Origin of the sequence: Rhizobium skierniewicense Ch11, from assembly GCF_023757665.1 — a bacterium.
In the GTDB taxonomy this organism is placed as follows: domain Bacteria; phylum Pseudomonadota; class Alphaproteobacteria; order Rhizobiales; family Rhizobiaceae; genus Agrobacterium; species Agrobacterium skierniewicense.
This window is the reverse complement of sequence record NZ_RXPG01000030.1, coordinates 280,129-292,051: the sequence shown is the minus strand read 5'-3', so window position 1 is coordinate 292,051 and position 11,923 is coordinate 280,129. Positions and strand designations below refer to the sequence as shown.

The 11,923-nt window shown below is 57.3% G+C and carries 10 protein-coding genes; 2 read left to right on the top strand and 8 right to left on the bottom strand.

Annotated features, from left to right (window positions below; all coding sequences use genetic code 11):
* Positions 1–15: 15 nt before the first annotated feature.
* The 4 genes from iolE to EKM04_RS21225 all read right to left on the bottom strand — a co-directional run bounded on the left by iolE (position 16) and on the right by EKM04_RS21225 (position 5,607).
* The gene (gene iolE / locus EKM04_RS21240; protein ID WP_183893329.1) at positions 16–915 is read right to left on the bottom strand and encodes a myo-inosose-2 dehydratase; all 900 of its coding nucleotides are present in this window, start codon (positions 913–915) and stop codon (positions 16–18) included.
* Complete coding sequence (gene iolD / locus EKM04_RS21235) at positions 912–2,741, bottom strand: 3D-(3,5/4)-trihydroxycyclohexane-1,2-dione acylhydrolase (decyclizing) (RefSeq protein ID WP_183893327.1); 1,830 nt, start codon at positions 2,739–2,741, stop codon at positions 912–914. Before iolD ends, iolE begins: the two co-directional genes overlap by 4 nt.
* Entirely contained in the window at positions 2,738–4,663 is a 1,926-nt protein-coding gene (locus EKM04_RS21230) for a bifunctional 5-dehydro-2-deoxygluconokinase/5-dehydro-2-deoxyphosphogluconate aldolase (protein WP_412762945.1), read from the bottom strand. The genes iolD and EKM04_RS21230 overlap by 4 nt, the downstream gene beginning before the upstream one ends.
* A gap of 128 nt (positions 4,664–4,791) precedes the next feature.
* Complete coding sequence (locus EKM04_RS21225; protein ID WP_183893323.1) at positions 4,792–5,607, bottom strand: MurR/RpiR family transcriptional regulator; 816 nt, start codon at positions 5,605–5,607, stop codon at positions 4,792–4,794.
* A 164-nt stretch (positions 5,608–5,771) separates the two neighbouring features.
* Between EKM04_RS21225 and EKM04_RS21220 the strand changes: the two genes are divergently transcribed.
* Positions 5,772–7,397: an ABC-F family ATP-binding cassette domain-containing protein gene (locus tag EKM04_RS21220; RefSeq protein WP_174155097.1), complete on the top strand. Its 1,626-nt coding sequence runs from the start codon at positions 5,772–5,774 to the stop codon at positions 7,395–7,397.
* 50 nt (positions 7,398–7,447) lie between these two features.
* On the opposite strand, the gene EKM04_RS21215 is transcribed toward EKM04_RS21220, so the two are convergent.
* The 4 genes from EKM04_RS21215 to EKM04_RS21200 form a co-directional block, all read right to left on the bottom strand.
* Positions 7,448–7,681 (bottom strand): DUF2171 domain-containing protein, encoded by a 234-nt coding sequence (locus EKM04_RS21215; RefSeq protein WP_174155099.1) that lies wholly within the window; start codon positions 7,679–7,681, stop codon positions 7,448–7,450.
* Positions 7,682–7,790: 109 nt separating this feature from the next.
* Complete coding sequence (locus tag EKM04_RS21210; protein WP_183893321.1) at positions 7,791–9,545, bottom strand: methyl-accepting chemotaxis protein; 1,755 nt, start codon at positions 9,543–9,545, stop codon at positions 7,791–7,793.
* Between the two features lie 134 nt (positions 9,546–9,679).
* Positions 9,680–10,333, bottom strand: a complete 654-nt coding sequence (alkB, locus tag EKM04_RS21205; protein WP_183893769.1) for a DNA oxidative demethylase AlkB — start codon at positions 10,331–10,333, stop codon at positions 9,680–9,682.
* Entirely contained in the window at positions 10,333–10,968 is a 636-nt protein-coding gene (locus tag EKM04_RS21200; protein WP_183893319.1) for a hypothetical protein, read from the bottom strand. The genes alkB and EKM04_RS21200 overlap by 1 nt, the downstream gene beginning before the upstream one ends.
* A gap of 169 nt (positions 10,969–11,137) precedes the next feature.
* Between EKM04_RS21200 and EKM04_RS21195 the strand changes: the two genes are divergently transcribed.
* Entirely contained in the window at positions 11,138–11,872 is a 735-nt protein-coding gene (locus EKM04_RS21195) for a metallophosphoesterase (protein ID WP_183893317.1), read from the top strand.
* The last annotated feature ends 51 nt before the right edge of the window (positions 11,873–11,923 follow it).

The window sequence follows — 11,923 nt, the reverse complement described above, 5'->3', positions numbered from 1 at the left end:
TGTCATCTCCTTGTTTCAGGCTTTGTCCAGTCCCGCTTCCTTGGCGAAAGCGCGCAGGGATGTCAGGCCAAGACTTTGATACTCAAACGGGTTGCGCACGTCAGGGTCCTGCTCGGCCTCGATCACCAGCCAGCCGCTATAGTCATGCTCGGCGGCAATCTTCAGCACAGGTAGAAAATCAACGCCGCCCTCCGCATCGCCGGGAACGGTGAAGACACCTCGGCGTACGCCTTCAAGGAAGGAGAGATTGTCGTCGCGAACCTGTTTTGCGATCACGGGGCGAACGTTCTTTGCGTGAATATGGCCGACCCGACCCATGTGCTTTTTCGCAAGCCGCTCCGGGTTGCCACCGCCAAACAGCGTGTGGCCCGTGTCAAGCAGCAGCTTGGTATGCGGTCCGGTACGCTCCATCAAGCGGTCGATCTCGTCTTCGCTTTCGATGATGGTGCCCATATGGTGGTGGTAGACGAGTGCGATACCCTGCTCGGCAGCAAACGCCGCCAGTGCCTCGACGCCTTCGCCGAATGCCTTCCAATCGCCATCGGCAAGTTTGGGACGATCATTGACCGGCTTGCCGTCGTCGCCATGAATGGCGTTCGAGGTTTCACAGACGATGATGACCTTGGAACCCATGGCCTTGAGCAGATCGAGCGCTGGCTGCATGGCCGCTTTCTCGTCTTCGATGGCGTTGGTCAGCAGATTGAGCGAATGCCAGCCGGACACGAAACGCAGATTGCGCGGTTCCAGCACGGCTTTCAGAGCATCTGGCTCCTGAGGGAATTTATGACCCTTCTCGATGCCGTCGAAACCGATTTTCGATGTCTCGTCCAGGCATTGGTCGAGGCTGATATGGGCGCCCAGCGTGCGGTCGTCGTCATTGCTCCACGCAATGGGGTTCGTGCCGTAAAGGATCATGATGATTGTCTTTCTTTCAACGCCGCTTCGTAAGCTGCGCGTGCATTGTTGACTTCTTTACGCTGCGAAACTTCCGGCACCGCGACATCCCACCAGTAGCCACCGGCCTCGGGGGTCGGATAGGGGTCAGTATCGATGACGATGACAGTCGTCACCGTTGACTCCCGCGCCGCATTCAAAGCGGTCTCCAGTTCCGCAATCGAGGACACCTTGTGCGCATCCGCGCCCATGCTGGCGGCGTGGGCGGTGAAATCGATGGCGATGGGGTTGGTGTGGTTGCTGTGGGCGTAAAGATTGTTGAACTCCGCACCGCCGGTGCCCATTTGCAGCCGGTTGATGCAGCCGTAGCCCCGGTTGTCCGTGATGACGAGCGTGATCTTCACACCCATCGCAACGGCGGTTGCCAGTTCCGAATTCATCATCATATAGGAACCGTCGCCCACCATGACGATCACGTCCCGATGCGGCTCAGCCATCTTGATGCCGAGGCCACCGGCGATTTCGTAGCCCATGCAGGAGAAGCCGTATTCCATGTGGTAGGAGAGTGGTAGCTTGGCTTTCCACAGCTGGTGCAGCTCTCCCGGCATAGTACCTGCCGCACACATGACGACGGTATCGTCACGCGACGCGCGCTGCACGGCACCGATAACCTGCATGTCGGTGGGCAGGCTATTGGCTTCGGTTGGTGCTGCGGTGGCGGCGTCGGCCTTTGCAAACCATTGCTGTTTCAACGCAGTGTCAGGTGCCGCAAAGCGGTGGCTCCCCAACGCGTTTGACAGTTTTTCCAGTCCCACTTTCGCATCCGCCGTCAGGCTGATAGCATTGTGCTTGGAGCTGTCATAGGGCTGGACATTCAGCGCCAGCAACTTGCGATCAGGGTTCTTGAACAGCGCCCAGGAGCCGGTGGTGAAATCCTGAAAGCGGGTCCCGATACCGAAGACGAGATCGGCCTTTTCCGCGATGGCATTGGCGCTGTCTGCACCTGTCACGCCAACGGGGCCGAAGTTCAGATCATGATCCCAGGCCAGCGCGGATTTACCAGCCTGCGTTTCGATGACTGGAATGGAATGCGCTTCAGCAAAATTTTTGAGCGTTTCCGCCGCGCCTGAAAAATGCACGCCGCCGCCCGCGACGATGACCGGATTTTTAGCCCTCTTCAACGCCGCAACGGCCTCTTCGAACTCGGCGACATCCGGCTCAGGGCGACGATGACGCCAGGTTTTTTTCTCGAAGAAGCTTGCCGGATAGTCATAGGCTTCCGCCTGCACGTCCTGACAAAATGCCAGCGTCACCGGCCCGCAATCGGCAGGATCTGTCAGGGTGCGCATAGCTCGAGGCAAGGCGGTGAGAAGCTGTTCGGGGCGCATGATGCGGTCGAAATAGCGGCTGACGGGCTTGAAGCAATCATTGGCGGAAACGGTGCCATCACCGAAGTCCTCGATCTGCTGCAACACCGGGTCCGGGCCACGATTGGCGAAGACATCTCCGGGGATCAACAGAACCGGCAGACGGTTGACATGGGCAAGTGCTGCCGCCGTCACCATGTTCAAGGCGCCGGGGCCGATGGAGGACGTGACCGCCATGGCGCGGCGACGACCGAGCTGCTTGGCGTAAGCGATGGCGGCATGCGCCATGGATTGTTCGTTCTGGCCGCGATAGGTCGGTAGCTCATCGCGGATGCCATAAAGCGCCTCTCCTATGCCAGCCACATTGCCATGGCCGAAAATCGCCCAGACACCGGAAATATAGGTCTCGCCATCTTCGTTCATCTGCGCGGCCAGATAGCGAACCATTGCCTGCGCTGCCGTCAAACGTATTGTCGTCACGCTCCCTCTCCCTTGTTCTTTGCGGCGCGCGCCTCATCCCAGATGCGGCACAAAGCGCTGTAACGTTCCGCCATCTGCTTCACGGCCTCCTCGCCGCTTATCGTACCTGCCAGAAAGGCACGCCCCGCATCCGCAAAAATCGTGCGGCCGACAGCAAAGCCCTTGACCAGATCAAAACCCGCCGCCAGCCTGAAACTGGTCTCGAGCTCAGCCTGCGGTGCATCCAGACCCAGCACGACGATGCCACGCACGTAAGGGTCATTGCGCTCGACCGCTTCGCACGCGTTTTTCCACGCCGCTTCGCTTTTCATCGGCTCCAGCTTCCACCAATCGGGATAGACGCCGATCTCATAGAAACGGTCGATGATTTTTGCAGTCGTCATATCATCCACCGGGGCGACCTTGGAGGGAATGACCTCCAGCAGCAGTTCCAGCCGGTTGCGCCGCGCCGCCTGAAACAGGCGTATGACTGTCGCTTCCTGTTCTTTGCGCAACTCTTCAGAATCATTAGGGTGATAGAAGCACAGAACTTTGACGACATTGTTGGCTGGCCACTCATTGAGGCCGCCGAAATCAAGACCGATTTCAGGCTCCAGCGTCAACGGGCGAGAGCCAGGCCATTCCACCGGCCTGCCGATCCAGAGATTGGTACCGCTTGCTTCGTAAAGCGCGTCACGGCCAAGTCGGCTGTCACAGAGGATGCCATAGCCAGCTTCGCCGCCGGACACCTGAAGGGCTGCTTTCAGGCAAAGCGCCTTGAAGTCCCCGATCTTGGCGCGGTCAACACCCGCCTCATCCGCCATGGCTTCCAGTTGCATGCGATGATCGAAGGCGAAGACGCGCATGGTGCTCCAGTCACCCTTACGGTTGGTCGCCCAATGCACCTGCTCCAACGCCTCGTCCTTGCGCAGCGCCTTGTTCCTGATACCGGTGCGGAAGAAATATTGCAGCTCTTCCCAGCTGGGATAAGCTGGCGTGCAGCCATGCCGAGACACGGCGAAAGCACCGCAGGCATTGGCATATTTGAGCGTCGTCGGCCAGTCTTCGCCGCGCAGCCAGCCCCGGAAGAGGCCAGCCATGAAGCCGTCGCCTGCACCCAGCACGTTGAAGACCTCGATGGGGAAACCCTCACCGGACAAGCCATCATCCAGACTGGCAGGAATATCGCCCGGAAAAACCGTTGCCCCCATCGGGCCGCGCTTGCAGACCAGTGTCGCGTTTGAGACCTTCCGAACCGCGTTCAGAGCTTCCAGCGTATCGGTCGAACCACCGGCGATATGGAACTCCTCTTCCGTTCCGACGATCAGGTCGAACAGATGCAACGTCGATTGCAGCTTGGCGGTGACCTTCTTCGATTCCACGAAGCGGCTTTCGCCATCACCATGGCCCGCGACGCCCCAGAGATTGGGGCGATAGTCGATGTCGAGCGCTGTCTTTGCGCCGCCTTCCCGCGCCAGACGCAGCGCCTTCAATACGGCGGCTTCCGTCTTCACGTTGGATAAATGTGTGCCGGTGACGCAGACGCAGGCGGCATCGGCAATGAAGGCAGGATCGATATCCTCTTCGCACAGCGCCATATCTGCGCAGTTTTCGCGATAGAAAATCAACGGAAATTGCGATTGGTCGCGAATACCCAGCAACACAAGGGCAGTCAGCCGCTCCGGGTCGGTCTTCACACCACCGACATCCACACCTTCACGAACAAGCTCTTCGCGGATGAAGCGTCCCATATGTTCGTCGCCGACGCGGGTGATCACGGCGGTCTTGAGACCCAGACGTGCGCCACCAGCTGCGATGTTTGTTGGGGAACCGCCGATATATTTGTTGAAGGAGGACATATCCTCCAGACGGCCACCGATCTGGGCGCCGTAGAGATCAACCGACGAACGGCCAATCGTAATAAGATCGAGCTTTTTCACGATCGTCCTCCCTCGCTGTAGCGCGAAACCCGGATATGGAATGACACTCCAAAATCATTCCATTTCACGCATTTCATTTCAGGTTATTTTTGGACTATAAATTCCATTTTTCTGGATTTCAACATAAATATTCAATTTTGCCTCTGTGCACCAACGCCGACAGCGAGCGCTATGGCGACGCAAAGTGTGGCTGAAAGCGATCGGAAGGCACCGAAATCCACCTCGGAGACCGCGAGGATCGTCGCGCCCAGCTTCCGCATCGGGCTCACGGCCGTATCGGTTATCGCCACCACCGGAACGCGGCGCGCGAGGCTTGAGGACGCAAGGTCCATCGTCTCCGCTGAATAGGGCGCGAAGGTGATGGCCAGCACGACGTCGCCATATCTTATCGCACTTTCATTGTGCAGTTGCCCGACAGATGCGTGCAACATGGCCGGAACGCCCATTTTTTCGAACGCATAGGCCAGATAGCTGGCGACCGCGAAGGACCGGCGCAGGCCGATAATATGGATGGTGCTTGCTCCCGACAGCACCTGTATCGCAGTTTCGAACTCCTGCGGATCGACCGTTTTCAGCACGTTTTCGAGCGATGCCCGCCCGGCGTCCACGAACTCTCCCAAAAGCAGCGCACTGCCATCTTCACCACTGTCACGCAGATTGCTGAGACGCGTCGTATAATCTGGCCAGCTGCCCGTGTAATGCTCGCGAAACAGGCGCTGCATTTCGGAAAAGCCGGAGAACCCCATGATCTGGCTGAAACGCATCATGGCGGATGGCGGAACACCTGCGCCATCCGCCAGTTCGGCGACGGTGGACACCGCGATGCGATCGGCATGTGCGGCGACGTGATCGGCGCATTGACGCAGGCGCTTCGGCAGTTTGTCAGTGATCTCCAGCAATCGCTCGCGAAAAGCTTCGACCGTTGCGGGGGCCGCGTTCACACTCATGATCTCTCCCTCATTGTTCAATCCCTCGTTGTTCTATCCCACTGGCAATATGGAATATCCATTCCAAAATATTTCACAAGGTTTCCATGTCGATTCATCGGGTGACAGCTACGGCCCGGCATGGCATAGGGACGCCACACCTCCAGCTTATCGGTTATCCTCTCATGATCCGCATCGAAAACATCAGCAAATCCGCCAGCCACCGCATTCTGTTCATCGAGGCGTCTGCCGCCCTTAACCGGGGTGAAAAGGTCGGGCTGGTTGGCCCCAACGGTGCGGGAAAGACGACGCTGTTTCGCATGATCACCGGTCAGGAACAGCCGGACGAAGGCCAGGTGGCCTCCGACAAGCACGTCACCATCGGCTACTTCAATCAGGATGTCGGCGAGATGGCGGGCCGCAGCGCGGTTGCCGAAGCGATGGAAGGTGCGGGTCCCGTCAGCGCGGTGGCGACCGAACTGCGAGAACTCGAAGCCCGCATGGTGGACCCAGACCAACTCGACCAGATGGACGAGATCATCGAGCGTTACGGTGAGGTACAGGCGCGCTACGAGGAGCTGGATGGCTACTCGCTGGAAGGTCGCGCCCGCGAGGTTCTGGCTGGCCTGAGCTTTAGCCAGGAAATGATGGACGGCGATGTCGGCAAGCTCTCGGGTGGCTGGAAAATGCGCGTGGCGCTCGCCCGCATTCTTTTGATGCGGCCCGACGTGATGCTGCTCGATGAGCCGAGCAACCATCTGGATATCGAAAGCCTTATCTGGCTCGAGAACTTTCTGAAAACCTATGACGGGGCGCTCCTGATGACCTCGCATGACCGCGAGTTCATGAACCGCATCGTCAACAAGATCATCGAAATCGATGCGGGATCGCTAACGAGCTATACCGGCGACTACGGTTTTTACGAGCAGCAACGTGCCCAGAACGAAAAGCAGCAGCAGGCGCAGTTTGAACGCCAGCAGGCGATGCTGGCCAAGGAAATCAAGTTCATCGAGCGCTTCAAGGCGCGAGCTTCCCATGCTTCGCAGGTACAGAGCCGCGTCAAGAAGCTGGAGAAGATTGACCGCGTGGAGCCGCCCAAGCGCAGGCAGACGGTGGCTTTCGATTTTCAGGCACCACCACGATCAGGCGAGGATGTCGTCTCGCTGAAGCAGGTGCATAAAGCTTACGGCCAACGCACCATCTATGAAGGACTGGATTTCATGATCCGTCGCAAGGAGCGCTGGTGCATCATGGGCGTCAACGGCGCTGGAAAATCGACCCTTCTCAAACTGATAGCCGGAACAGCCAAACCGGATACGGGCATTGTCAATGTCGGTGCCAGCGTCAAGCTCGGCTATTTCGCCCAGCATTCGATGGACCTGCTGGATGGCGATGCGACGATCCTGCAATGGCTGGAACAACGTTTTCCGAAGGCCGGACAAGCACCGCTGCGCGCGCTTTCCGGCTGCTTCGGTTTTTCCGGCGATGATGTCGAAAAGAAATGCCGGGTTCTCTCGGGTGGGGAGAAGGCGCGGCTCGTGATGGCGGCCATGCTGTTTGACCCACCGAACTTTCTGGTACTGGACGAACCGACCAACCACCTTGACCTCGATACCAAGGAAATGCTGATCAAGGCTTTGGGTGACTATGAGGGCACCATGCTCTTCGTTTCGCATGATCGCCATTTCCTCGCAGCCCTTTCGAACCGCGTTCTGGAACTGACCCCGGAAGGCATTCATCAATATGGCGGCGGATACATCGAATATGTCGAACGGACGGGCGCTGAGGCACCGGGTCTGATGAAGGCATAAAAAATGCGGCCTTAAGGGCCGCATTATGACTTTGATCGATTGCTGGCACTCTAGTTGAGTGTTTCCCAGTTGCTGCGCACGTCGGAGGCCGATCGGCTTAAATGGACATGGGCATCCACGTGATCGACCCACTCCAGCGGGATCAGGTGGTGCTTGCCATCTTCGGCATCTGTTTTCGTCAGCTTGATGCGGCTGGTTCCTTCCATATGGTCGACGGTGCCGACATGGCTTCCATCGGCGGAACGAACTTCCATATGCTCGCGAATTTTATCCTGAGAAATCATGGTCATTTCCTCCGTGTTTTCTTTTATTCACACGCAGAAAATGGATGGCGGGCCGTTTCGTTCCCGTCTTTCTCACGTTCAACAGTCGCGGCCTGAAGGTCGGCCGTTCCTAGAAAAGCGCGTCCGCAAACAGATCATCATCATCCGCTGCAGCTGCGTTGCTGGCAATGGAAGTGACATTTGCTCTGGCAGACGGAACACTTACAGGCAGAAAGCGAACGTGAATGTCGCGCTCCTGAGACATTGTGTAGAGCTTGTAGACCGCTGAGCTGAAGGTTTCTATCTTATGGCTGAAAGCAGAGACGTTTGCGTCAAAGCCTTGCGACAATTGTGCGGAGATCTGGCAGCATTCGTTAAAGGTGGCACCCAGCTCGCTTTCGAAGTCGAGCGTCACAACGGCTGAACTGATGCGGCTGAAAACGGCCTGACCTTCGTCGGCAAGGGCCTGCAAACCCGCATCCATCTGTGTCTTGGCGCGGCGGATTGCGTGGAGACTTTCGTTCAGCGGCAGAGCCAGATCAGCCGAAAGGCCTCGGCCCTGTTGTGCCAGCTGGCTCGTGGCGCCTTCGACACGCTGGAGTTCTTCGACGATGGCGTCGGCTGGCGTCTCCAGCTTGCCCGCGAACACTCGCATTTCACCGCTGACAACATTGACAGAGCGGCCGGCATCGCCAAGCTTAGAGCAGCGCAGATTGGAGTTAAGCGCCATGTAGTGAATATCGATCTTGATGGATCGCAAAATTTCAATGCCGCGTGACAATTCCTGCGCGCTGTTGGTCACGGACAGAACGACATTGTCGGCACCGGCGCTGCTCTCCTGCACACGGGTAACCAGATTACAGGCTTCAACGATACCCTGCTCCATCAGGGCCAGCGTGTCCTTGTCGCCATTGCGGGTCTTGTCGACCAGTTCATCGCGCAGAGACAGGATGCGCGCCGCATCATCGGCAAAGCTCGAAATGCTTTTGAATATCTTGGTGCAATCGCGATGGAAAGCGGCCGCTGTCTCGTTCATCTGCGCGCCAGCCATCTGCAGAACCGCTTCTTTCAAAACGGCATATTCACCGGCATCAAGCTGCTTTCCTTCGTCGGAAGACGCGAAATCATCCAGCATCTCCAACATGCGCTGGATATGTTCGATGCGCTGGCGGGTAATATCGCCGATCTGTAGGGAAGAAAGCACCGAGCCGATCTTGCCCTGAATGGTACTGGCGATCTTTTTCACCTGCGCGGCGATGTCAGACATCTCCTGCTGCTGCGTGGAAATACGCGCTGAGTTTTCGTTCAGTCCTGCGATAATTTGCGGAATGGTCGATTCGAAATCCGCAAGCGTGCCCGATGAATAAGAACGGGCCTTGATGAGCTGGGACCGCATCGCTTCGAGGTTCTTGGCAAAACGGCTGACTTCGTCTGCACCCGACTGGATGCGTTCGCGAATTTCATCGGCGAAGCCCGCAAATTCGGCGAGCCCAGCACCGGTGATCTTGACCGTGATCACGAAGGTCTTGAGATAGCGGATTGTCTCATGGATATCGTCAATATGCCCGCCTGTGGAGGAGCACATTTCTGCCAAGGAATTGAATGCCGCCTGGCGTGTTTTTTCCGTCTTCGGCAATTGCGCGAGATCATCGATGGTTTTGCCCAAACCATCGAGCGTTGTTTGGGCTGTCTGACCGTCGATCGTGCCGGTCATTCCGTCCAAAATGCCCGTCAGATTGGCCAGAATGTCCATGACGGACACCAGAACCGCTCCGCCTTCAAGAAACGCCTTTTCAATTCGCGCATGCGCAGCCGTCAGTTTGGAGGTGAACTCCACCTGTCTGTCGATCTCGAAAGTCGTCTTGAGCTGCTGCGCTGTGTTCATCGTCGTTTCCCGATCTCGTGTTGTGGAACAACGCTAGCTTCATTTCGGAAACGACAGGTAAATCAGTGCCCTCGCGGGCGACTTAATGCGATTTACAGTTAACAGTTGTGTAGGATTCGCTGATTAACGGGATGTCACACAGCCGCATGGCGGAACGTCAGATTGATGCGTGCCCGTCCGGCGGCGTCGTGGATGCCGTCCTTCAACGGCATAATGCCATGGAAGAACAGGCGGGAAGGACCGCCCCAGACGACGACATCACCATGACTGAGCACATGTTTGCGCACCGGATCGGTTCGGTTCATGCCACCGAACTGAAAGGTGGCAGGCAGGCCCAACGACACCGAAACAATGGGATTGGTGAAATCTTTCTCGTCCTTGTCCTGATGGAGAGACATTTTCGCGCCCGGCTCGTAGCGGTTGATCAGACAGGCATTGGGGATAAAATCTGGATAGCCAGCGTCCCGTGCAGCACTTTCGGCCAGCGACTGAAAGCTTTGCGGCATGGCTGGCCATGGTTTTCCACTCTCGGGATCAGTGGTTTGATACCGGTATCCTCTGCGGTCCGTCACCCAGCCAAAGGGTCCACAATTCGTCATGGCGACTGACATGGAAAAACCGCCCGGAGTGACCATGTGGCGAAAAGGGGCGGCGGACGAGATCTGGTCGACGGCGTGCAAGAGCGTCGAGGAAACATCCAATGCATGATGACGCAACAGCCATGCGCCATCTGCCATCTCGACACGCTTCGGGGCCGCCGCTTCGAGGCCAGAAAACAGATCATCCATCATGCGACCGTTTCCTGTTTCGTTGAAAGCGACGGGTGCAGACGCGGTGTGTATCCGGCGTGCAGGGTGTTGAGCGTAGAGGGCGGCGTGAGCAACCCGTCGACGAATGGCAAGGTCTGCACCGGTTGATATCCATCTGCATCCCAGTGATACGGCTTGCCCTCGACAATCAGAAAAGCATTCCCCGCAGCGGCAATCATGGCGCCATCTGGCAAATGTTCCAGAGGCGATAGCAGCATGTTCAACCGTTTGCGGCGAGACTGGAGCCTCTCCCGATGAAGCACGCTGTCCATGTCTTTGGAGCTGGGAGGGGAGACGCCATTCCCGGCTGCCCAAGCGCTCCGGAACCGATCGGCGTCATCACGGCGGCACTGGAAGCATGGGCGGTGACCGGCCGCCAAAGCTGTCGCTTCGTCAAAGAAGAAAAGTTCGGTCCAGCCGCGTGTCGCCATGACATCGCGGCGCACTTTCTTATAATCGCAATTGCACACCAGCCACGCCTTCGAGGTCCACCGTTTCGTCGTGAGGGTTTTGGTTCGAGGGTCATGAATCATGCCACGATTGCCGGTAAAAAGCCCGCGCAACGGAAGAGCGACGATGTCTCCAAAGGGATCGACCCGGTTCTGTAGCGTCATAAGCACCTCCCGTTATTTGTATCGGTCATACCAAAAACCCATGCAAAAGAGACGATTTTAGGGACAATGTGCGGATCAGGCCCACTGTCAATGCTGCGTTAAGCCTAATCGTTCATAGCTTTTCCATGAATTCGCGGCGTCGCCCAACCGCGAGGAAGGTCCAAAGACGATGCAAACACCCCAGATGCGCCGAAAATTGTTCTCGCATGACAGGCCCGACATTATCTATGCCATCGGCGATGTTCACGGGTGCTTTGATCTGTTGCAGGCGTTGCAGAAGAAGATCCTGAGCGATGCCGCGCACATACACGGCTCCAAATGGATCGTGATGCTGGGAGACTACATCGACCGCGGTCCGAAATCCTCCTACGTCATTCATGAGCTGATGCAGCCGATATCCGGTGATATCGATCGCTTTTGCCTTGCGGGAAACCACGAGGCGACGATGCTGGATTTTCTAAGCGATCCGCGAGAAGACCATCTCTGGCTTGAGTTCGGCGGAATGGAAACGCTGAAATCCTACGGGATCGGGGAGATACCGGCAGATAAGAAAAGCCTGAAAGCACGGCTTCACGAACACATTCCGCAGAGCCATATCGACTTCATGACATCGCTGCCATCGCTGCTGGCGGTGCCCGGCTTCTGTTTCGTCCATGCGGGGGTCGTGAACGGTGTGCCGCTGCAAAGGCAGCACGACAAGCATCTGTTGTGGATAAGGCCAAAGGATCAGACCGTTCCGGGTGCCGACAACCTGTTCATGACCGTGCACGGCCATACGCCTGTGCGCACTGTATCGCTTTCCGACAATCGTCTGAATGTAGATACCGGTGCGTTTATGACGGGGCGGCTATCTGCGGTGAAAATCACCCGCGATGGCGCCATTACGGTGATGCACGCCGAGTAGAAGGACTGCGCGACAAAGACGAAAACACCGGCTGAAACCAGCCGGTGTTTT